Annotated in this window: 21 protein-coding genes, 1 pseudogene and 1 riboswitch; of the genes and pseudogenes, 12 read left to right on the forward strand and 10 right to left on the reverse strand. The window is 45.5% G+C overall.

The genetic code is table 11. The annotated features are described in order from the left end of the window. Positions 1-14 precede the first annotated feature (14 nt). On the reverse strand, positions 15-668 hold the full coding sequence (locus B9T10_RS08455) for a hypothetical protein (protein WP_018122785.1): 654 nt from the start codon (positions 666-668) through the stop codon (positions 15-17). Between the two features lie 158 nt (positions 669-826). On the opposite strand from B9T10_RS08455, the gene argC reads away from it, so the two are divergent. Genes argC through B9T10_RS08475 form a run of 4 tightly spaced genes read left to right on the forward strand, consistent with a single transcriptional unit; the run spans position 827 to position 5,184 of the window. Then, positions 827-1,873, forward strand: a complete 1,047-nt coding sequence (gene argC, locus B9T10_RS08460) for an N-acetyl-gamma-glutamyl-phosphate reductase (protein WP_063503208.1) — start codon at positions 827-829, stop codon at positions 1,871-1,873. A 12-nt stretch (positions 1,874-1,885) separates the two neighbouring features. Continuing rightward, complete coding sequence (argJ, locus tag B9T10_RS08465) at positions 1,886-3,112, forward strand: bifunctional glutamate N-acetyltransferase/amino-acid acetyltransferase ArgJ (protein ID WP_425528742.1); 1,227 nt, start codon at positions 1,886-1,888, stop codon at positions 3,110-3,112. 9 nt (positions 3,113-3,121) lie between these two features. Then, a complete protein-coding gene (gene argB / locus B9T10_RS08470) occupies positions 3,122-4,018 on the forward strand; it encodes an acetylglutamate kinase (protein WP_063455303.1) in 897 nt (298 codons plus the stop codon). Beyond that, positions 4,012-5,184: an aspartate aminotransferase family protein gene (locus B9T10_RS08475; RefSeq protein WP_094538265.1), complete on the forward strand. Its 1,173-nt coding sequence runs from the start codon at positions 4,012-4,014 to the stop codon at positions 5,182-5,184. The genes argB and B9T10_RS08475 overlap by 7 nt, the downstream gene beginning before the upstream one ends. Positions 5,185-5,359: 175 nt before the next feature. Here B9T10_RS08475 and B9T10_RS08480 read toward each other — a convergent pair whose 3' ends face one another. From B9T10_RS08480 to B9T10_RS08510, 7 genes and pseudogenes are all read right to left on the reverse strand, one after another. Next, on the reverse strand, positions 5,360-6,076 hold the full coding sequence (locus B9T10_RS08480; protein ID WP_008315516.1) for a hypothetical protein: 717 nt from the start codon (positions 6,074-6,076) through the stop codon (positions 5,360-5,362). Between the two features lie 18 nt (positions 6,077-6,094). Further along, complete coding sequence (locus tag B9T10_RS08485; RefSeq protein WP_008315515.1) at positions 6,095-6,637, reverse strand: adenylate kinase; 543 nt, start codon at positions 6,635-6,637, stop codon at positions 6,095-6,097. A gap of 63 nt (positions 6,638-6,700) precedes the next feature. Next, positions 6,701-7,687 (reverse strand): annotated as a pseudogene (gene guaA / locus B9T10_RS08490) (glutamine-hydrolyzing GMP synthase); the annotation flags it as partial. 361 nt (positions 7,688-8,048) lie between these two features. After that, positions 8,049-9,551 (reverse strand): AbgT family transporter, encoded by a 1,503-nt coding sequence (locus B9T10_RS08495; protein ID WP_094538266.1) that lies wholly within the window; start codon positions 9,549-9,551, stop codon positions 8,049-8,051. An 18-nt stretch (positions 9,552-9,569) separates the two neighbouring features. Then, positions 9,570-10,742: an amidohydrolase gene (locus B9T10_RS08500; protein WP_094492486.1), complete on the reverse strand. Its 1,173-nt coding sequence runs from the start codon at positions 10,740-10,742 to the stop codon at positions 9,570-9,572. Positions 10,743-10,895: 153 nt separating this feature from the next. Further along, positions 10,896-12,353 carry an aspartate ammonia-lyase gene (gene aspA, locus B9T10_RS08505; protein WP_094538267.1) on the reverse strand — a complete coding sequence of 486 codons (1,458 nt, stop codon included), beginning with the start codon at positions 12,351-12,353 and terminating at the stop codon, positions 10,896-10,898. A 57-nt stretch (positions 12,354-12,410) separates the two neighbouring features. Then, entirely contained in the window at positions 12,411-12,851 is a 441-nt protein-coding gene (locus tag B9T10_RS08510; protein ID WP_008315509.1) for an RrF2 family transcriptional regulator, read from the reverse strand. 127 nt (positions 12,852-12,978) lie between these two features. Here B9T10_RS08510 and cysK point away from each other — a divergent pair, with 127 nt between their 5' ends. The 5 genes from cysK to B9T10_RS08535 all read left to right on the forward strand — a co-directional run bounded on the left by cysK (position 12,979) and on the right by B9T10_RS08535 (position 16,968). Next, positions 12,979-13,914: a cysteine synthase A gene (gene cysK / locus B9T10_RS08515; RefSeq protein ID WP_008315507.1), complete on the forward strand. Its 936-nt coding sequence runs from the start codon at positions 12,979-12,981 to the stop codon at positions 13,912-13,914. 146 nt (positions 13,915-14,060) lie between these two features. Continuing rightward, entirely contained in the window at positions 14,061-14,723 is a 663-nt protein-coding gene (locus B9T10_RS08520; protein WP_008315506.1) for an ABC transporter permease subunit, read from the forward strand. Then, a complete protein-coding gene (locus B9T10_RS08525) occupies positions 14,704-15,384 on the forward strand; it encodes an amino acid ABC transporter permease (RefSeq protein ID WP_008315505.1) in 681 nt (226 codons plus the stop codon). The genes B9T10_RS08520 and B9T10_RS08525 overlap by 20 nt, the downstream gene beginning before the upstream one ends. Before the next feature lies 1 nt (position 15,385). Next, positions 15,386-16,114, forward strand: a complete 729-nt coding sequence (locus tag B9T10_RS08530; RefSeq protein ID WP_094538268.1) for an amino acid ABC transporter ATP-binding protein — start codon at positions 15,386-15,388, stop codon at positions 16,112-16,114. Positions 16,115-16,137: 23 nt separating this feature from the next. Then, the gene (locus B9T10_RS08535; RefSeq protein WP_094489074.1) at positions 16,138-16,968 is read left to right on the forward strand and encodes a transporter substrate-binding domain-containing protein; all 831 of its coding nucleotides are present in this window, start codon (positions 16,138-16,140) and stop codon (positions 16,966-16,968) included. Positions 16,969-17,033: 65 nt separating this feature from the next. Here the strand turns inward: B9T10_RS08535 and B9T10_RS08540 are convergent, their stop codons facing one another. Further along, a complete protein-coding gene (locus B9T10_RS08540; protein ID WP_063455294.1) occupies positions 17,034-17,561 on the reverse strand; it encodes a hypothetical protein in 528 nt (175 codons plus the stop codon). A 158-nt stretch (positions 17,562-17,719) separates the two neighbouring features. Between B9T10_RS08540 and B9T10_RS08545 the strand changes: the two genes are divergently transcribed. From B9T10_RS08545 to thiC, 3 genes are all read left to right on the forward strand, one after another. Continuing rightward, positions 17,720-18,916, forward strand: coding sequence for a BaiN/RdsA family NAD(P)/FAD-dependent oxidoreductase (locus B9T10_RS08545; protein WP_094538269.1), 1,197 nt, complete (start codon positions 17,720-17,722; stop codon positions 18,914-18,916). Between the two features lie 31 nt (positions 18,917-18,947). Further along, entirely contained in the window at positions 18,948-19,337 is a 390-nt protein-coding gene (gene panD / locus B9T10_RS08550) for an aspartate 1-decarboxylase (protein ID WP_094538270.1), read from the forward strand. Positions 19,338-19,373: 36 nt separating this feature from the next. Then, positions 19,374-19,485, forward strand: a riboswitch (TPP riboswitch). Between the two features lie 123 nt (positions 19,486-19,608). Continuing rightward, the gene (thiC, locus tag B9T10_RS08555) at positions 19,609-21,384 is read left to right on the forward strand and encodes a phosphomethylpyrimidine synthase ThiC (protein ID WP_094538271.1); all 1,776 of its coding nucleotides are present in this window, start codon (positions 19,609-19,611) and stop codon (positions 21,382-21,384) included. A gap of 47 nt (positions 21,385-21,431) precedes the next feature. Here thiC and B9T10_RS08560 read toward each other — a convergent pair whose 3' ends face one another. Beyond that, positions 21,432-22,823 carry a hypothetical protein gene (locus B9T10_RS08560; RefSeq protein ID WP_094538272.1) on the reverse strand — a complete coding sequence of 464 codons (1,392 nt, stop codon included), beginning with the start codon at positions 22,821-22,823 and terminating at the stop codon, positions 21,432-21,434. Positions 22,824-22,833 lie beyond the last annotated feature (10 nt).

Here is a 22,833-nt window from a genome sequence, read left to right on the forward strand (position 1 = left end):
TTTTTTATGGGCATTTATTGAGTGGTTAGGCGGCGAAGCTCTAACTCATAACGCTTGCCTTTATCGTAGTAAACGATGAAGGAGGGCACAAAATAGAGGTTTTTCGCCAAACCCACTTCAATTTTTTTATCGCCCTCACCACCGACATAATAGGCAGACACCTCTTTTTTATTGTTCACATAGTGTTGCTTGTCGGCTTTTTTCTCAAGGGCTTGCAGGGCATAGAGCTTTTTACCATTGGTGGCATGGGTGCCAGCTTTAGGGGCATTTTGGTTGATGCTCATTTGCCAAGCGATGGAGAATAAATCTTGGGTCAATTGTGGCAACGACTCACTTTTTTGCGTGGGCAATTTGCCATATGTGATGGTGCCTTTTTGATAATCAAATTGCGCCGATGAATAGAGATCATTACTGCGATAGACGCTGTATTGCGTCGGCATCAGTTGATCATTTTTAATGATGCCTTTGGTGACAAATCGCATGTTTTTAAATGGAATGTTGATGTTGGTGATGATGGTGTAATTTTTATCATCGTGTTGAAATTTTAAGGTGGCCGGAATGCCATAAGGGCCGCTGTATTCAAGCGTCATCTCTTTAGGTAACTCAAGGGCGATGCTCAATTGCGTCAACACTGCGAGGGATAAGAGGGTGCGATAGAAATATTTCATGAATCTCCTTACATTGTTCAATGACTCATTAGAGTATGGTAGCGATTTGATGAAAAAGGGGAAAGTCATCTTTTATTTTTCAAATCATCAAAAAAATGGAATTGCCTATTCTTTAACCGAAGATTCCTTGCTACATTATGATGTTCAAGGAGGAAAATATGTCACAAAAAAGTATTTCGGTCGGTATCATTGGTGCCACGGGATATGCAGGCCAGCAATTGGTTTGGCTCTTGCATCAACATCCTAACGTGGTGATTAACTTTGTCGCATCGCACAGCCACAGTGCAAAACAGTTTTCGGAAGTGTACCGAAACTATGAATCATTTTTTGATAAACGACTCATCAATTTAGAAGAGGTCGAGCCGCGACTGCGATCCATCGATTTACTTTTTTTAGCGTTGCCCCATGGTTTATCTGAGCCTTTGACAAAAAAAGCCCTAGAAGCTGGCATTAAGGTGATTGATTTAGGTGCAGATTTCCGTTTTGATGACGAGAAAATCTTCGAGAAATGGTACAACACGCAGCATGATGATCCTGCCATCAATCGCCAAGCGGTGTATGGCTTGCCCGAATTGTATCGCGATGAAATTACCCAAGCCAATTTAGTGGCATGCCCGGGCTGTTATCCAACCTCTGCCATTTTAGGTGTTGCGCCTTTATTGAAAATGGGCGTGGTTAAACCATCGGTGATTGTTGATGCGAAATCTGGCGTCAGCGGTGCAGGGCGTAGCGAGAAATTAGAGTTACTCTTTGCAGAGCTCAATGAAAATTTTAAAGCCTATGGTTTATTTTCTCATCGCCATACGCCAGAGATTGCCCAAGAGATGAGTAAGCTTTTGCATGCACCTGTTGATGTGACTTTTACGCCGCATTTGTTGCCCATTAACCGTGGGATTTTATCGACGATCTATCTAGACATCACAGAACCCATGACAGAAGCCGAGGTGTATCAGCAGTACATTGCCATGTATAAAGATGAGCCGTTTGTGCGCGTTGTGAATCAGTTGCCACAAATTTCTCACGTGAAAAATAGTAACTTATGCGAAGTCGGTTTACGCGTCGATGAAGCACGCCAAAAAGTGATTGTGGTGTCCGCGATTGATAACCTCATCAAAGGGGCGAGCGGGCAAGCGGTGCAATGCATGAATTTGATGTTTGGCATTAAAGAAACCACCGGCATTCATCAATTATCGATGTACATCTAACATAACAATGGAATAACAATTATGAAAATCATTCAAGAGGGGGGCGTCACATCTGCACTCGGCTATGTGGCTGCAGGTGTGAAGGCAGGCATTAAGGCAAGCGGTAAGCTTGATATGGCTGTGATCTATTCACAGGCGCCCGCAGTGGCTGCTGGCGCATTTACGCGCAACGCAGTGCGTGCAGCGCCGGTACAAGTGTCTGAAGCGCATTTGAAAGATTGTAAAGTGCGCGCGGTTGTCATCAATAGCGGCAATGCCAATGCCTGTACAGGAGAAGCCGGCATTCATAATGCACGCACCATGTGTGAAGTGGTGGCCAATGGTTTAGATTTAGCCACCGATGAAGTGGCAGTTGCCTCAACGGGCATCATTGGCGTTCCATTGCCGATGGATAAAATCATTGCAGGAGCGACAGCAGCGCTTGATCAACTCTCGCGTGATGGCGACAATGCCACGCAAGCCATCATGACGACAGATTTGACGAAAAAACACATTGCTGTGGAAGTGATGATCAACGGGCACATTGTCACCATTGGCGGCATTGCTAAAGGTTCGGGCATGATTCATCCGAATATGGGCACGATGCTTGGCTTCATCACAACCGATGTGGCGATTGATCCATTTTTATTGCAAAAAACTTTTTTAGAAAGTGTCGATGAGAGCTATAACATGGTCTCTGTCGATGGGGATACGAGCACAAATGATTCGGCCATCATTTTAGCCAATGGCTTAGCAGGCAATGCGCCGCTTGTGTCTGAGCAAGATGCGGATTTTGAAACTTTCCGTGCGGCCTTGCGTTTTGTGAATCAAACCCTTGCCATGAAGATCGCTGAAGATGGAGAAGGCGCCACAAAACTCATTGAAACGCGTGTTTACAATGCCAAAACGTTAAATGATGCGCGTAAAGTGGCTAAATCAGTGATTGGCTCAAGCTTAGTGAAAACAGCCATTTTTGGTGGCGATGCCAACTGGGGGCGCATTTTGTGTGCGGTGGGTTATTCAGCGGCAGATTTATTGGTGGATCAAATCGAAATTTTTGTCAAAGGCGGCGATGCGAGTGTGCAAATCGTGGCACACGGTGCAGGCATTGCGTTTGATGAATCCCTTTTGGCAACGATCTTTAGCGAAAAGAAAGTTGAGATCGAAATTCATCTACACAACGGAGATCAACATGCCGTGGCTTGGGGCTGCGACCTTTCCTACGACTACATAAAAATTAACGCAGATTATAGAACTTAAGGGTGGATCATGGTTAGCAATACAGAAAAGGCAGCCGTTTTGGTGGAGGCACTGCCTTTTATTCGTCGTTATCACGGCAAAACAGTGGTCATCAAATATGGTGGCAGCGCAATGGTGGATGAAAAGATCCGCCAAGAATTCATCAAAGATGTGGTGTTGATGAAATATGTGGGCATCCACCCGGTGATTGTCCATGGCGGCGGGCCTGAGATCAATCAGATGCTTGAGCGCGTCAATAAGTCCACAACCTTCATCGAAGGGCTGCGCATCAGCGATAAAGAGACCGTAGAACTTGCAGAGATGGTGTTGTCCGCAAAGATCAATAAAGGCATTGCGGCAGACATTCAGCGCCAAGGCGGCAAAGCCATTGGTTTAAGTGGGAAAGATGGTCGCTTGATCACGGCGCGTAAAAAATTTGCCCACAAAGCGGGTGAACAAATTGACATTGGATTTGTGGGGGAAATTGAATCCATCAATCCGGATGTGATCACCACAATGGCGCGTGAAAACTATATTCCTGTCATTTCATCGATTGGCATGGATGAAGAGGGCAACACCTATAACATCAATGCTGATTATGTGGCAGGGGCAATTGCCGCGGAGCTCAATGCCTTTCGTCTCTTTTTCTTGACGGATGTGGATGGCATCATGATGGATCACACCGATCCCTCCACATTGTTGCAAGAAGTGACTTACGATGAAGTGGAAAAACTCATTGATGATGGCATCATTTCAGGTGGAATGTTGCCAAAGGTGCGCACATGTTTAGATGCCATTGATCGCGGCGTGAAAAACGTCATCATCTTAAATGGCAAAACATTGCATGCCATATTGTTAGAGGTGTTCACCGCAGAAGGGGCGGGCACTTTGATTAAAGAAGCTAAAAAGGAAGCGACAGAATGTTAATGAATGCATACCAACGCTTTCCTGTGACATTTGTGCGCGGGAAAGGTCCATTTTTATACAGTGATCAAAATGTGGAATACATCGATTGTGTTTCAGGGATTGCGGTTAATTGTTTAGGACATGCGCATCCTGTGATGGTTGCTGCGGCAAAAGAGCAAAGTGAGAAGCTCTTTCACATCTCAAATTTGTATCACAATGATGCACAAACGGCATTGGCGCAAAAATTGATTCGCAATAGTTTTCATCAGCAAGTGTTTTTCTGTAATTCAGGCACAGAAGCGAATGAATTGGCGGTGAAGATTGCCCGTAAATATGGCCATAAAACTGCACCGACAAAAAGCAAAATCCTTTACATGAAGGATTCTTTTCATGGCCGCAGTACAGGCGCTTTAGCCATTACTGGGCAAGAGAAATATCAAGAGCCATTTCGTCCGTTGATGGGCGATGTGGTTGAGTGTGAATTCAACAATGTTGAGATGGCCAAAGCCTTGGTCAATGATGACTTTTGCGGCATTTTCATTGAGCCCGTGCAAGGGGAAAGTGGCATTCGTGCAGCCACACCAGAGTTTTTACAAACATTGCGTGATTTAGCGGATCAACACGATGCTTTATTGGTGTTTGATGAGATTCAATGCGGCATGGGCAGAATGGGGACGCTTTTTGCGTATCAGCAGCTTGATGTGGTGCCAGATGTGGTAACACTAGCGAAAGCCCTTGGCGGCGGCGTGCCGATTGCGGCCTGTTTAACGAAAGACAAAGCAAATGATGTGATTGTGCCGGGGGATCATGGCTCCACGTATGGCGGTAATCCCTTTGTATGTGCAATTGCCAATGCCGTTTTGACAGAATTGGTGGATCATGGTGTTGTGGCAGCGGTCAAAGAGCGCGGTTCATATACACAAAAGAAACTCAATTTATTGCGTGTGCGTTATCCATTCATTCAAGAGATTCGTGGCACCGGCTTATTGCTGGGCATTAAGTTTGATGAATCGGTGGTGAAATCTTCAGATGTGGTGAAAGCTGCGTTTGAGAACCGCTTATTGCTCGTTGGGGCAGGCGACAATGTTGTGCGCTTCTTCCCACCTTTAAACGTCACGCTTGATCACATTGATGTGATGGTCAGCCGTTTAGAGCAAGTGCTCGAAACTTTGGTGCCACAAGCTTAATTGTACGAGGCATGATAAAAACCCGCGATAGTAATCTATCGCGGGTTTTGTCATATCCTCTATGTAGTTATTTTGCTTAAGATCCTGAAAGAGCTTTTATTTAGGATCTCTTTGTTCAGGAGCTACATATAAATTACCACTTCTGTGGCACTTGTCAAACTTTTTTTGATCGGTATCAATTTTTGCCTTGAATCGGTGCAATAATCTTATCCGCAAAAAAGCGTGGTGAGATATACTGAATAATTGAACGCTTTTCCTGATCTAAAGAGACATCAACACCTTTCTCTGGGTAGAGAAAGTGCTGAGTGCCTGTATTTTTCCCTTCAAAAGTCTCCTCGATGATCAAAGCCGGTTCCCCAAAGCGACCTTTAACATCCTCTGGCGTTAAGACCACATGGGTGGGAATGAAGGCTAAGCTAAAGAGTGTATCGGTTTTGAACAAATTTGCCAATTCTGGCGGAACTTTGTAGCTATTATGTCGGCTCATCGGTGCCTTCTCAGCTTCGGCTTTTTCTTTAACTTCATCCATATGGATGGGATCAGCATTGAGTGTAAATGCCATTCTGCCCACAAATGGACCGACTTGTGTCTCTCTGAAGTAGCCTTCCACTTGATCCCCTTGATCCGTTTCATAGAGCGTTAAGGTGATGCGATTGCCAAAACGGTCGATGGCATCTTGCAATGTCGATGCATTCAAGGTGAGGTCAAAGACTTGTAAATCCTGCTGTTCTGACAAAGAGGTGGACCAAAAAGGTTCATGGCTCGGGTTCGCAATGCGGGGGGTGAACATTGGCAAACCAAAGTAGGCAAAAGCAGCCACAAAAATAATACAAGCAAAGGTAAATAATGTTTCTTTCTTCATAATCATAAAAATGGCAGCTTGCGCTGCCACTTGTTTCTTTAGAGGTGATTAGCTCAACGCTTTAAAAATGCGCTGACTGATTTCGTTCACTTCGCCAACGCCTTCAACCGTTACAAGTTTACCTTGTTTGGTGTAGTAGTTGATGAGTGGTGCAGTTTCTGACTCATAGACTTTGCGGCGTTTTTCGATGGTTTCTTCAGTATCATCTGAACGACCACGAGACATCAAACGCTCTTTGATGATGTCAAATGGCACATCAAAGAAGATCACTTTATCAATCGGCTCACCGATTTGTGCAAGCAATTCGTCTAACGCTTCTGCTTGATTTAAGTTGCGTGGAAAACCATCTAACAAGAAACCACCTTCGATGGATTCGATGTTGTTTTTGATCATGCCTAATACGATGTCATCGGATACCAATTGACCTGCATCCATGATTTTTTTCGCTTCAACGCCAAGCGCGGTGCCTGCACTGACTTCTGCACGCAACATATCTCCAGTGGAAAGATGAGTGATGCCATATTTTTCGACTAAATTGGTGGCTTGAGTACCTTTACCTGATCCTGGCGCGCCTAATAATACGATACGCATGTTATTCTCCTAATTTCATATTGATATGTAGTTCATACATATTATTCATATTACACTATTTTTTTATTCCCACTCAATTGTTGCTGGTGGTTTATTAGACACATCGTAGACAACGCGTGTCACTTTTGGGATCTCTAAAATGATTTTTGTAGAAATCTCTTCAATGAATTCATACGGTAAGCGAGCTGCGCGTGCCGTCATGAAGTCAATCGTTTCAATGGCGCGTAGGGCAATGGTGTACTCATACGTGCGTTTGTGATCTTTAATGCCCACAGATTTCACAGGTAAAAACACTGCAAATGCTTGGGAGGTTTTGTCATACAAACCATGTGCGCGTAAGCCTTGAACAAAGATATCATCGGCCACACGTAAAATGTCTGCATACTCTTTTTTGATTTCGCCCAAAATACGCACCCCAAGGCCAGGACCTGGGAATGGATGGCGATAGAGCATTTCAGCCGGCAAACCTAAAGACACACCGAGTTCACGCACTTCATTTTTAAAGAGGTATTTAAGCGGCTCGATGAGCTCAAATTTCATGTCTTCTGGCAAGCCGCCTACATTGTGATGGGATTTGATGACATTGCTTGCGCCGTGATGATCGCCCGATTCTAAAATGTCAGGATAGATGGTGCCTTGCGCGAGCCATTTGGCATGAGAGAGTTTTTGAGCCTCTTCTTCAAAGATTTTGATGAAAAGTTCACCGATGATTTTGCGCTTACGTTCAGGATCATTTTCACCAGCTAATGCCGCTAAATAACGATCTTCTGCATTCACACGAATCACATTCACGCCCATGTTCTCATGGAACACTTGCATCACTTGATCGCCTTCGTTTAAGCGCATTAAACCTGTGTCCACAAAAATACAGGTCAATTGTTTGCCAATCGCTTTGTGTAAGAGTGCTGCCACCACAGAAGAGTCCACGCCGCCAGAAAGGGCAAGGATCACTTCATCTGTGCCCACGATCTCTTTTAAACGTGCAGTTTCAAGCTCTGCAAAGGCTTCAACTGTCCAATTAGGCGTCAATGCACATGTGGTTTTTAAAAAGTCCGCGATCTCTGTTTTTAAGTGGATGCTGTTTAAATCATCTTCTGCCACCGCGAATGTTTTTTCATTCGGTAAATGGCTGGCATCACTTAAATTGATGATGGCAGGGGCTTGATCAATGGCGGCTTGATCCGCTTTGATGGCTGGCATCAATTCACAGTAAAAATTGAGGGATCTGACCATTTGGGCGATGGTTTGCGCATGTTGGCGATTTTGATACACCACCAAAACGGCATCGATTTGATTGCTCATAATGCTTTTATCCAAGGGTAAATGAAGGCGCCCATTGTATCAAAATGCTTACAAACTTACTCACAAAGTTATCCACAGCTCAAGGCTGTGGATCACTCAAGCAATGGGCTTAAGCAGGGCCAAGCGGTAAACCTAAGCTGTAATAGATCAAAAATAAAATGCCCCAAGTGATGAGTAAAATGGTGGCATACGGCATCATGATGGATAAAAAGGTGCCGAACTTGAATTTCGGGTTGTATTGCGCAATCACGGCCAATACCATTGGCAAATAGGGATTGGTTGGGGAGATGACATTGGTGGTGGAGTCGCCAATTCTGTAGGCCATTTGAATGGCGGCAGGCTCAATGCCAAGGAGCACAAAGAGCGGGATGAACACAGGTGCCATCAACGACCATTGAGCAGAGCCACTGAAAATAATGAGGTTAATGAAACCTGCGAGCACCATCAAAAGCGCGAGCATAAAGACATTCGGCACTGCAATGGCTGAGAGGATATTTGCGCCGCCAATGGCTAAATATAGGGAGAGATTCGTCCAATTGAACCAGGCGATGAATTGCGCCACAAAGAACACCAAAATGATGTAGCCGCCCACGTTTTTTAAAGATTGCGTCATTAAAGTGGGCACATCATCTAACCGCGTGATCTTTTTTGCAAGGATGCCATAGACAATCGAGCAGCTGATGAAAAATGCCATAATGATGGGAATCATGCCACTTAAAAAAGGCGAGGGCACCAATCCACCATTACCATTACGAAAGGGTGAATCAGAGGGCCAAATGGCCATGATTAAGCCCACAATGAACAGCAGCGCATAAATACCAGTGAATTTGACGGCACGTTTTTCAATGGGCGTCACTTGATAGTGATCAGTGGCTTGTTGAAGATGGGCAACATCAATGTCATCTTTGGCAGAAAAACGCGGCTCGATGATTTTTTCAGTGATCCAAGTGCCTGTGATCATTAAAAATGGCACAGAAAGTAGCATGAAATACCAGTTCGCAGCTGGCGTGATCTCTTCGGTGGAAACAGTGATGAGCACTTCATTGGTCACACTCGACAGGAGCACATCTGTACCTGCAATGAAAATATTGGCGGTAAAGCCTGCGGCGACCGCCACAAAGCCTGCACAAATCCCCACAATCGGATTGCGTTTTGTGGCCGCAAAAATGATGCCGGCTAAAGGTGGTACTAAGACAAAGGCCGCATCCGAGGCAAGATTGCCCACGATGCCCACAAAAAAGACCATCATGGTAATGAATCGCCTCGGTGCATTGAGGAGCAATGTTTTAATGGTGGCATCCGCTAAGCCCACTTCCTGCATGATGCCAACGGCAATCATCATGGAGAGCACCAAGCCTAAGGGTTTGAAGTTGATAAAGTTATTGACCGTCGATTGCAGCACATACACTAAGCCTTCATGGCTTAAAATGGTGCGAATGGGCACCACTTGATCATTGACGGGGTTAATTAAAGTGGGGTTAAAAAGGCTCATCACCCATGATGTGATGGCAATGAGGGCACATAAGCCCACAAACAGATACAAAGGGTGCGGGATTTTATTGCCAAGGGTTTCAAGGCGATCAAACCAGCTGTTGGTGGAAAGTTGAGTCATAAAGGCTCCTTTAACAATCTATTGGGAGTGTGCAAAAATGAGCGCCACAAAATAGGCAGCGCCAAAGGGAATGATGTCATCATTAAAATCGTAATGGGCATTGTGAAGATCAACGCTGTGGGGTTTTTCTATACCATTGCCAATAAAGCCATAGCAGCCCGGGCGATGATCTAAAAAATGGGCAAAATCCTCTGCCGTCATCATTGGCGTGATCTCTGTGAGGACATTTTCTGCCCCTACAATGCTTGCAGCAGCTTCAATGGCGCGCTCTGTCTCTGCATCACTGTTATAAGTAACAGGGTGATGAATGGGGCCCAATTCAAGGGTGGCAGTCATGCCAAAGGCTTCTGCCATGTGTGTGACCAATGTGGTGAGTTTTTCAATTAAAGATTCGCGCACCGCTTTTGAATGGGTGCGAAAGGTGCCAGAGAGCTTTGCTTCATCACTGATGACATTATTGGTTTGCCCGGCATGAATCTGCGTGATGGAAACCACAAGCGGTTCTAAAGGATCAAACATGCGGCTCACTAAACCTTGAATGCCTTGGTAAATGTGTGTGGCCACCAATAGAGGGTCTTGCGCTTTATGAGGCAAGCCTGCATGGCCACTTTTACCGCGAACCGTGATGAACAAGCGATCAGAGCTGGCCATGATGTTGTGGGTTTTAAAGGCAAATGTGCCAACGGGTAAACCCGGCCAATTGTGCAAAGCGTAGACTTCATCCACAGGATAGTGATCAAACACGCGTTCTTTAACCACCATGGTTTCTGCGCCGCCATGGCCTTCTTCGCCCGGTTGAAAAAAGAGCACCACACGCCCGCTAAAATCATTGAATGTGGCTAAATAACGCGCCGCCATTAATAACATTGTGGTGTGACCATCATGCCCGCAGCCATGCATGCAATGGTCGATGGTGGAGGCATGGGCAAAGGTATTGCGTTCAGTCGTTGGTAAGGCATCCATATCCGCCCTTAAGCCAATCGATGGCCCTGGACGATTGCCGTTGATCACAGCCACGACGCCTGTTTTGGCAAAGCTTGTGTTGATCTCTGTGATGCCATAACGCATGAGCTCCGAGACAATGAGGCGCTGGGTCTTGAACTCTTCAAAGCCAATTTCAGGGTGCATGTGAATCGTTCGTCGGATTTTGATGGCATCAGGTTGCCATGCCTTTAATTGTTCCAAAATCATGGGGGTCCTCCTTAGGTATTTTATGGGATATTATTCTTGAAATTAGCAGATTTTATTGAGATAACCTACTGAAAAAAGGTGTTTTAATGAAAAATGCACAAAAAAAATCCCAAAGCCGAAGCTCTGGGATTGAGATTGATTCAGTGGGTGATCTTAGAATTTAGGCGCAACGTGATGCGGATGCAATAAATTCTCTTCAGATAACAATTCATCGAGCTCAGCTTCAGTCATTAAACCGCGCTCAAGCACCACTTCTTTGATGCTTTTACCGGTTTGGGCACAGATTTTACCCACAATGTCACCTTCAGCATGGCCAATGACGGGATTCAAATAGGTGATGATGCCGATGGAGTTGAGCACAAAGTCACGGCAGCGATCGGTATTGACGGTGATGCCATCGATGCAACGATCACGCAAGTTGTGGCAGCCATTGTGCAGTAAACTCATGGATTCATACATGGCTTGCACGATCACAGGTTCCATCACATTGAGCTGTAATTGTGCGGCATCAGCGGCGAGGGAAACGGTGACATCATTGCCCATCACTTTAAAGCACAACTGATTGATCACTTCTGGCAATACAGGATTGACTTTTGCGGGCATGATGGAACTGCCAGCTTGCAATTCAGGGAGATTAATCTCTTTGAGTGCCGTGCGGGGGCCTGATGTCAGCAAGCGTAAATCATTACAGATTTTGCCTAAACGGATGGCGCAGCGCTTGAGTCCTGCATGCAAGGTGACTAAGTCTGAGCAATCGTATGTGGCGGAAAATAGATCTTCTGCGCTGCGGCAAGGTTTACCCATCAATTCAGATAAGTGTTTGACCACTGTTTCTGGATAATGTGCCGGCGTATTGATGCCTGAACCAATGGCGGTTGCCCCTAGGTTAAAGGTCAATAAATCATCGGCGGCGATGGATAGGGCTTTGATTTCTGCGTTGAGCATCGCCGCAAAGGCATTGAACTCTTGGCCAACGCTCATCGGTACAGCATCTTGCAATTGTGTGCGACCCATTTTTAATACGTCTTGATATTCTGCAGCTTTAATCGCCAAGCCATCTCTTAAATAGGCAAGGGCAGTGAGTAAGCTCTGCATTTTTTCATAAAAGCCAAGGCGCAGGGCAGAAGGATAAGCATCATTGGTGGATTGTGAGAGATTGACATCATTGTTTGGGTTGATGATGTCATAGCGACCTTTCGCTTCCCCTAACACTTCAAGGGCAAGATTGGCGATCACTTCATTCGCATTCATGTTTGATGAGGTGCCCGCACCCCCTTGAAACACATCAATGGGGAACTGATCTAAACAGCGCCCTTCGTTTAAGATTAAATCACATGCAGTGACAATCGCATCGGCTTTGTGTGGCTCAATGACGCGCAATGTTTTGTTCGCAAGCGTCACCGCTTTTTTCGTGAGCGCTAAGCCACGCACGATTTCTGGCATGTCACTGAGGGTTTGATTGGAGATGTTAAAGTTCTCCATCGCCCGTTGTGTATGCACGCCGTAGTAGCACTCATCTGATATTTCTTTGCTGCCTAATAGATCGACTTCTGTACGCATGTCTTCCCCTTTATGATGGATGATTTGTGTGGATAAAATTTCAGCGCTCATTATTGTAAGCCCTTTAATTTTATTGTCATCTGGAAAAAATGCGAAGTTGCAAAACCACTACAAATAATACATATAATCAGCATTGCTTTTTTGGGCATTTTGCGCGAGCATCTCTAAAGTAATGCCTTGTAATGTGCTCACAATGGCTTGATCAAGGGGCGCATAAATGAGTTCTTCAAGCGTATTTTCAATGGTGGGGGCGATCTCTTCAACGGTGGCATCATTTTTGGCAAATAATGCAGGTTCAACGCAGCTTAAAACGTCGTACAATGTTAAGGCGCTTGGCACATCAGTTAAAAAGTAACCACCTTGTGAGCCCTTAATGGCAGAGACAACGTTGCCTTGCTTGAGTTGAGAGAAGACGCGCTCTAGATAGATTTTTGAGATGTTAAGCTCCGTTGCAATCTCTAACACCGTCATGGTGGCTTTTGAGTCATATAATGTGGCCATTTTGATGACGGAGGCTAACGCATAACGTGATTTTGCAGACAGTTTCATAAGATCCCCTAAAGATTATTCGATTGACAATCGAGCTGATGATTTGGTAAATTAGTATACATACAAAGCATATATTAAAAGTATGTTTGATCAGATGCAAGTAAAATTTTATAGCGAGGCAATAGTGATGGCAAAAATTTATGACAGTGTAACGGAGTTGATTGGTCATACCCCTTTATTGAAATTGAATCGTTTTTCTAAGGCGCAAGGGCTCGCGACGCCCATTTTAGCAAAATTAGAATATTTAAATCCGGCCGGCAGCATTAAAGATCGCGTGGCGCGCGCGATGATCGAAACGGCAGAAGCTGCGGGCATTTTAAAAGAAGGTTCTGTCATCATTGAGCCCACCAGCGGCAATACGGGCATTGGTTTAGCTTCTGTGGCCTCTGCAAAAGGGTATCGCATCATTTTAACGATGCCAGAAACCATGAGCATTGAGCGCCGTAATCTATTGCAAGCTTATGGTGCAGAGTTGATCCTCACTGAGGGCAGCAAAGGGATGAAAGGGGCGATTGCGAAAGCCGATGAATTGGCACAAACCATTGAAAATGGCGTGATTCTTGGGCAATTTGTCAATCCTGCGAACCCTCAAGCGCATGTGGATACCACAGGCCCAGAGATTTGGGAAGACACTGAAGGTAAAGTGGACATTGTGGTGGCAGGCGTTGGTACAGGTGGCACCATCTCTGGGATTGGTCGTTATTTGAAAGCGAAAAATCCAGCCATTGAGATCATCGCGATGGAACCAGAATCTTCTCCAATGTTGTCAAAAGGCAGCGCAGGCCCACATAAAATCCAAGGCATTGGCGCGGGATTTGTGCCAGAAACATTGGACACAAAAATTTATGATGAAGTGGTCACGGTCTCTGACAGCGATGCCTTTGTGATGGCGCCTTTAGTGGCCGCCAATGAAGGTTTATTGATTGGCATTTCAGCCAGTGCTGCCGTCAAAGCCGCCGTTGAGATTGCCAAACGCCCAGGCAATGAGCATAAAAACATTGTGGTGATTTTGCCAGACAGCGGAGAGAAATATCTCTCAACGCCGCTTTTTGAACGCAAATAAGCGTTTGGCTCATCTCATCCTCCTAAGCCCGATCATCTTCGGGCTTTTTTTATGGCAATCATTCACGGAGGGTGATTGACAAGGAGACAAATTTTCTGTTACTTTATTAGATCTTAACTAAACATATATATAAAGTATGTAATAAAATGATGACGGATGCCTTGCAACATGTTTTACCCTTAGTGCTCAGTGCTTTATGGGTGACTTTGAAAATCTCAGCCTTGGGCATTGTGATTGCCTTGGCATTGGGCTTAGTGGTGAGCCTTGTGATCTTTTTACGTGTGCCAATCTTGCATGCGCTTGGCAATGGTTATGTGGCCTTTTTCCGCAATACGCCGCTGTTGCTGCATCTATTTTTTCTCTATTTTGGTTTGCCGCGCGCCTTTGGCATCTTATTGAGCTTTGAAACCACCGCATTATTGGGTTTATCCCTATTAGGTGGCGCTTATATGGCAGAAGCTTTTAAAAGTGGTTTATCCGCCATTGCTCCGATTCAGTTAGATGCTGCAAAAGCCTTGGGATTGAATCGCTGGCAGTTGGTGCGCTATGTATTGGTGCCGCAAGCTTTATCCTATTCTGTGCCAGCGCTTGGCGCGAATGCCATCTTTTTGTTTAAAGAAACCTCTGTATTCACCGCAATTGCAGGGACAGACATCACCACCGTGCTCATCAATCAAATCAGCAGCGTTGGGCATACAGATCTTAATTTAACGTTGCTTGTGTTGTCTTATATGGGGGTGATCATTCCGATGGCCATGCTCCTTCATATCATTGAAAAGAGGGTGCGCCATGCAGAATTTGGGGCTTGATGTTTTAGATTGGATCACCTTTAAGCGCTTAGCGGTGGGGCTTTATTACACGCTAGAAGTGGCTGTGATCGCGATTGTTTTAAGCGTGGTTTTGGGCATTGTGTTTGGCTGGCTCAGGACTTTAAACAATCGCCCATTGAATTGGGTATTTAAAGGCTATTTAGAGATTGTGCGCATTCTACCCACGTTGGTGATTTTGTATGTGCTCTATTACATTTTACCCAGCGTATTGCATGTGGACATCAACGGCCGTGTGGTGGGCATCATTGCCTTCACCTTCTGGGGCGCCGCTGAGATGAGTGACATCATTCGCAGTAGCCTCATCTCCATTCCAAAACATCAGCGTGATTCAGGTTTGGCATTGGGCTTAAATCAGCGCGAACTCTTTTGGTATGTATTGCTGCCCCAAGCATGGGTGCGCGCATTACCGGCTGCATTGAATTTAGCGGCGCGAATCATCATGACCACATCATTGTTGGTGCTCATTGGCGTGCAAGACATCACGAAAGTGGGTAAAGAGATCATTGAATACGCCACCATGATGAATAATCCCATGGCGCCTTTTTGGATTTATGGTGTCATTTTGCTCACTTTTTTCTTGATCTGCTATCCGTTGTCACGTTTAGCTGCTCGTTTAGCCCGCACAACGCATGAAGGATGATATGACTCAGCTCTCGATACATAATTTGCATAAAACCTTTGGGGATCGCGCCATTTTAAAAGGCGTGGATTTAACCGTGACGCAAGGCGAAGTGGTGGTAATTTTAGGGCCATCGGGCTGCGGCAAATCTACATTATTACGTTGCATTAATGGATTAGAGGCGATTGATTCAGGTGAGATCATCTTTAAAGATCAGCAGCTCGATGCAAAGACTGATTGGACAAAAGTGCGCCAAGCCATTGGCATGGTGTTTCAAAGTTATGATCTGTTTCCGAACATGACAGTTTTAGAGAACATTCTCCTTGGGCCTTTGAAGGTGCAAAAACGCAATCGCGCAGAAGTGATGGCAGAAGTGGATCAATTGCTGACCAAAGTGGGGCTCCTTGATCGCAAAGATGCCTATCCGCGTCAATTATCTGGCGGACAAAAGCAGCGCATTGCCATTGTACGTGCTTTAGCGATGCGCCCAGAATTGATGCTGTTTGATGAAGTGACCGCCTCCCTTGATCCTGAAATGGTGAGGGAAGTGTTGGAAGTGATGCAAAATTTAGCCACCGATGGCATGACGATGTTGATCGTCACCCATGAGCTCAATTTTGCCCGTAAAGTTGCCGATCGCATTGTGTTTATGGATCAAGGCAACATTGTAGAAACGGCTGCGCCTGAGGATTTTTTCTCATCACCGAAAAGTGAGCGCGCCCGTCAATTTTTAAACGTCTTTGATTTTTAAATATCATTTATGAGGAGAACACCATGAAACATCGTCACCATAAAGCTGCATTGTTATTGGCAGGTGCGGCCTTTTTATCCAATTATGCTGCGGCAGAAGACAACAGTTTACAAGCCGTCAAAGATCGCGGCGAGCTTCGCGTGGCGGTATTCAGTGATAAACCGCCTTTTGGTTATGTGGATCGCGAAGGGCACTCTCAAGGTTATGACATTGAGCTTGCTAAAGCATTGGGCAAGGCGCTCTTTGGCACCGATGGTAAAGTGACATTTGTGCTCACAGAGGCACAAAATCGCATCAATGTGTTAGATGCTAATAAAGTGGATGTGACGCTTGCGAACTTCACTGTCACACCTGAGCGCAGCGCGCAAGTGGATTTTGGTCATCCTTATATGAAAACAGCCATTGGCATTGTCTCACCTAAAAATGCGCCAGTGACGGATGTTGCGGCATTAGATGGCAATGTACTCATCGTGAATAAGGGCACCACATCAGAAAGTTATTTCACGCAGCATCACCCAAAAGTGACATTGCAAAAGTATGATCACAATTCAGAGGCCTTTGCTGCCCTTAAAGATGGCCGTGCAAAAGCATTGGCGCATGATAATACGATGCTGTATGCCTGGGCGAAAAACAACCCTGAATTTGATGTCTCCATCCAAGTGATTGGCAATGAAGATGTGATTGCACCTGCTGTGAAAAAGGGCAATACAGCGTTGTTAAATTGGATCAATGATGAGATTAAAACCCTACAGAGCCAAGAATTTTTCCATCAAGCATATGACAAAACCATGAAGCCTTTTTATGGCGACAACATCAACCCTGACAACATCGTCATTGATGCGAGCAATCAATAATTTTGTTGCTTGAACCATTCGATACAAATCCCTAGTTTGCCCAATTGTCGTGATTGGGCTTTTTTTTACATGCGATATTTATGGGTGCGCATATGGTTACGGACGGGAAAGGAGAGGGAGCGAAATTGTTCTTGGTACCAAATGGTCATTTCGCGGCAAAAGCTTTTGATTTTCTCATCTTGCCATAATTTTTTTAAATCTGCCTTGGATAAACGGTGCTTAGCACTCTCTTGATACTTTGAAACGTACACGCGGCCGGTGTAGGGATCGAGCTTTGGCCATGGCTGCTTAGGATTTTTATAATAACCAAAAGGCACAGATGGGTAAGAATTCGCTTCATCACGGGTAAAGAGCCATAACCCCATGCAGAGGAATGATTGCTGTGTATCGATGGTTCTGAGCATTCGGCTCTCGCCAAGTAGCGAGATAAATTCTTGGTTTTGTGGTTTTTCAGTGGGTGATTGTCTTGGGTCATTGTCATCGTATTTGCCGGAGAGCCACAAGGCAATGCTTAAGCGTTCACTGTATTCATCATGGCCAATCAGGCCGAGATCGTAATGAATTTCTGCCAGTGTGATGAGCGTATTTTCCATCGTTGTCCCTAATTGATTAATGATTAAAATTTGATATAGGTCAAGGTTTCGCAATCCTAACCCAATTGATCAAAATAAACAATTTAAATCATGAAGAAATTAGAGTTTTTCTTCAGGCATTTCTTATAATGGACGCTGCAATCGGTTATGTGGGTTAAATGATTTTGAAACAATATGATGTGGTGATCATCGGTGCAGGCGCCTCTGGCCTGATGACAGCGTTTATGGCGGCGCAGCGTGGGCGCTCTGTGTTGGTGCTTGAAAAAGCCAATAAAGTGGGCAAAAAAATTCTGATGTCTGGCGGTGGAAAATGTAACTTCACCAATTTGTATGTGACGCCAGAGAACTATCTTTCCCACAATCCGCATTTTGCCGTTTCGGCATTGGCGCGCTATACGCAGTGGGATTTTTTGGGCCTGATCAATGATCATGGCATTGCCTATGAAGAGCGCAAACATGGGCAGTTATTCACGTTAGAGGGCGCTAAACAGATTTTAGCGATGCTCCTAAGAGAGTGCGAAAAAACGTGTCATGTCACCATTGAAACCCATGCCGAGGTGATAAACGTCACGCATCAAAACGGTGGCTTTGTGGTGCAATCAAGCATTGGCAATGTGCAGGCAGAATCTTTGGTGGTGGCTTCAGGCGGTTTATCCATCCCAACGCTCGGCGGCTCTGGCATTGGCTATGAGATTGCCAAGCAATTTGGGCATACGGTATTGCCGCGCCGTGCAGGCTTGGTGCCGTTTACTTTTTCTGATGGCTTTAAAGCCATCACAAGCCGTTTAAGTGGTACAGCTGTGGATGTGGTGCTCAGCAATCAGCGGGCAAGCTTTGCAGAGGCATTACTGTTTACGCATCGTGGATTGAGTGGGCCTGCGGCCTTGCAACTTTCAAACTATTGGCAAGATGGTGAGCCCTTCACGATTGATCTATTGCCAAGCATTGATGCGGTTGATTGGCTATTGTCCATTAAACGCATGCACCCTAAATCTGTCTTGAGAACGCAATTGACGGAATATTTACCAAAAAGTGTGGTGTTTGAGTTGCAAGAGCTCATTTGGGCAACAGCGCGTGATGAGCCTTTAGGGCAATGGAGTGATGAGCGCTTAAGAAGACTTGGGCAGCAATTGCAAGCTTTTGAGGTGAGACCTGCAGGCACAGAAGGCTATCGCACGGCAGAAGTGACGTTAGGTGGCGTGGATACGACAGAAGTCTCTTCAAAAACCATGGAGAGCAATCATCAAAAAGGGCTCTATTTTATTGGCGAAGTGCTCGATGTTACCGGGCACTTAGGCGGCTTTAATTTCCAATGGGCATGGGCTTCAGCGCATGCGGCCGCAGGATATGTTTGATGTTTTTAATGATGTAAGGAAAGAGTGAAACATGTTGTTATCAATGATGAAATCAAAAATTCACCGCGCCACCGTCACAGAAGCGAATCTTAATTATGTGGGCAGCATTACCATCGATGGTCAATTGCTCGATGCGGCGAATATTTTAGAAGGTGAGAAAGTTCAGGTGGTCAATGTCAATAATGGCGCCCGTTTAGAAACCTATACCATTCGCGGGGAAGCGGGATCTGGCGTCATCTGTTTAAATGGCCCGGCGGCGCGTTATGCACAAGTTGATGATGTGGTGATCATCATTGCTTATGCCCTTGTGACGCCTGAGGAAGCGAAAACATTGCAGCAACAAGTGGTGTTTGTGGATCATGACAATGGCATTGATGATGTTGCCCATCAAGAAATCCACGGGCAAACACATCCGGTATAAGTTGCAATTGTCCACAATAAACGCTATAAATGAGGCAGATTTCACTGGGGGTGTCCACGCTGTGGGCTGAGATTAAGGCAAATGTGCTTTTAAACCCTTTGGACCTGATCTGGCTCATACCAGCGTAGGGAAGTATATCCGAACGACTCGATGAGCCTTGTTTCCACTGGGAAGCGGGGCTTTTTTATTGTCTAAAAATCATCGTTCATATTTCATTACGTTGCCAGACTCTCGTCATTTTTGTTTTGACAATTAGATTATGGAGAGTTTCATGACAACAACCACCAAAATTGAGATTAAATCGAGTTTTCCACGCAGTCAAAAAGTGTATGTGGAAGGCTCTCGCCCAGACATTCGTGTGCCAATGCGCGAAATCACCCTCGATCCAACCTTAGATACGAAAGGGCAAATCATCGAGGAAAATGCACCCTTTCGTGTGTATGACACCAGTGGCCCTTATACAGATGCAAACTACACGGTGGATTTAACGCAAGGTTTACCGGCACTGCGTCGCAATTGGATTTTAGAGCGCGGTGATGTTGAAGCGTACGATGGCCGCGAGATCAAAGCGGTGGACAATGGTTATAAAGACATTAATGATCCTCGTAACTTTGAAGGCTCCTTTCCAGGTTTAAAACGCAAACCTTTACGCGCAAAAGCGGGTAAAAATGTGACGCAAATGCATTATGCACGCCAAGGCATCATCACCCCTGAAATGGAGTTCATTGCCATTCGTGAAGGCATGACGCCAGAGTTTGTGCGTGATGAAGTGGCAGCAGGGCGCGGCATCATTCCAAACAACATCAACCATCCTGAATCTGAGCCGATGATCATCGGTAAAAACTTCCATGTGAAGATCAATGCCAACATCGGGAACTCTGCGGTGACCTCTTCCATTGAAGAAGAAGTGGAAAAAATGACGTGGGCAACGCGCTGGGGTGCAGATAACGTGATGGATTTATCCACAGGCAAAGACATCCACAAAACCCGTGAATGGATCATTCGTAACTCGGCTGTGCCGATTGGTACAGTGCCAATTTATCAAGCCCTTGAAAAAGTTAACGGCATTGCTGAAGATTTAAACTGGGAAGTGTTCCGTGATACATTGATCGAGCAGGCAGAGCAAGGCGTGGATTATTTTACGATTCATGCGGGCGTTTTATTGCGCTACATTCCAATGACGGCAAAACGCGTCACAGGCATTGTTTCCCGCGGGGGTTCGATCATGGCGCAGTGGTGCTTAGCGCATCATAAAGAGAACTTCATTTATGAGCACTTTGAAGAGATTTGCGAGATCATGAAGCAATATGACATCGCCTTTTCATTAGGGGATGGCTTGCGCCCAGGTTCGATTGCCGATGCGAACGATGAAGCACAATTTGCAGAGTTGATGACATTAGGCGAGCTCACCAAAATTGCATGGAAACACGATGTGCAAACCATGATTGAAGGCCCGGGACATGTGCCCATGCACAAAATCAAAGAGAACATGGAGATGCAAGAGAAGTATTGTGATGATGCGCCATTTTATACCCTTGGCCCACTGACCACAGACATTGCACCGGGTTATGATCACATTACCTCAGCCATTGGCGCGGCGATGATTGGTTGGTATGGCACTGCAATGCTGTGCTACGTCACGCCAAAAGAGCATTTAGGTTTGCCAAATCGTGAAGATGTGCGCGTGGGCGTGATCACTTATAAATTGGCAGCGCACGCGGCTGACTTAGCCAAAGGTCACCCAAATGCACAAGACCGTGACAATGCACTCTCTAAAGCGCGCTTTGAGTTCCGTTGGGAAGATCAGTTTAATTTAGGCTTAGATCCTGAAAGAGCCCGTGAATATCATGATGAAACATTGCCAGCAGCCGGTGCGAAAGTGGCACATTTTTGCTCAATGTGCGGCCCTAAATTCTGTAGCATGAAAATCTCTCAAGACATTCGCTTAAAAGATCAAGATGGCACTTTTGCCAAAGAGGCGATTGAAGAGGGCATGAAAGAGAAATCAAAAGAGTTTTTAGACAATGACAGCCAAATCTACAGCTAAAGATTGATCATAAAAAAGCGCCCGAAATGGGCGCTTTTTTGTTGCCATTAACGCTGCCTTGCATCGCTTGCAAGGCGCTCGATCACCGCGTTGATTTTTGGGCGAATGTCGCGTTCCGCCGCTTCACATAAGGCTTCTTGGCTCATGAATTGGCCATTGGTGTAACCTTTAATATGCGCTGGCACATTACCGCTGTATTGTACGCGGGTTTGCTGATTGCGCAGCGTCGTGCCCACTGTTTGTTGATCATTGACGAGCCCGCGGCTTTCAATGGTGGCACGAATGGTAAAGGCTTGGGCGCGGCTTGTTGTGGTGCGGTTGTAGCGCCACTCTTTGCCAGCTTGATCCACATAGCTTTCGATTTGATTGTCTTGGTTATTTTGCTGATCTTGATAATCCATCGTGTAATTGATGGTGATCATCCAATCGGGATTTGCGCCATACGTAAAACCTTCACCTTTGACGGTGTTTTGAATCATTTGCCCCAATTGATCCGAGACGCGATTGCCATAAAAACCACATTGTGCATTGCCAGAATAAGCATTGATGCGGTAATTGTAACGCACAGTGCCTAAATTACGATATTGATTGGCTAAGCCTTTGCTGCCTTGATAGTCGCCATAAGGTTGATAGATGTCGGCAGCTTCTTGATAGGCTTTGGCCATTTGGCGGTAACCAGCTTTTTTGCCATAGCTCGATTGCTCGATGGATTTAGCTCGCATGATGGCTTGATCTGCACGGGATTTGCGCCATTTTTGGTCATTGGTGCGAAAGCGTTGGGATGCATCCTTATAATTGCCATGGGATTGATAAGCATTGATGGCTTCTTTAAAGGCTTCGCTTGCCGCTTGATGATTTTGCTCGCGCTCAAGCATCACACCGCGTTCATACGCGCTTTTTGCCACGGATTGATCATAAGACAATTGATATTTTTCAGCGAGTTGTTGCATGTTTTTATAGTTTGCAAGTGCCGCGCCACGCCCATACACTTGGGCACGTTTTTGATCCGCCGCTTGATCATTCCCGGTGATGGATTGGCCCCAATCATAATAGAGTTTAGCCAATTGGTTTTTAAGATCATTTGTCTGGTAGCGCTCAGTAAAGCTTGCAAATTCTGTGCGATAAAAGCCTTGATCAAGGAGCGTGCGTGCTTTGAGCAACAGCTCTAAACGGCGCGTTTGCTGCTCAAAGGAGATTTGCGGCATCGCCTCAATCTGCTCGATGGATTGATTAACAAGTGTCATCCAGCGCTGTTTTGTGCTTGCAGAAGGATAAGATTGGCGCTGATTGAGATCTTTTGTGATGGCCTCAATTGAACCAATGTAATTGTGCTGCTTAAAGAGGGCTTCGGCATCGTTAGAGGCACAGCCTACCACAATTAAAGCCGCTAAAATTGGCGTGCATAACGCTTTAAAGACGCGTTGTGTCGAAGTGTTCATTCATCACCTC

Source organism: Wohlfahrtiimonas chitiniclastica, assembly GCF_002252325.1.
Taxonomy (GTDB): Bacteria; Pseudomonadota; Gammaproteobacteria; order Cardiobacteriales; family Wohlfahrtiimonadaceae; genus Wohlfahrtiimonas; species Wohlfahrtiimonas chitiniclastica.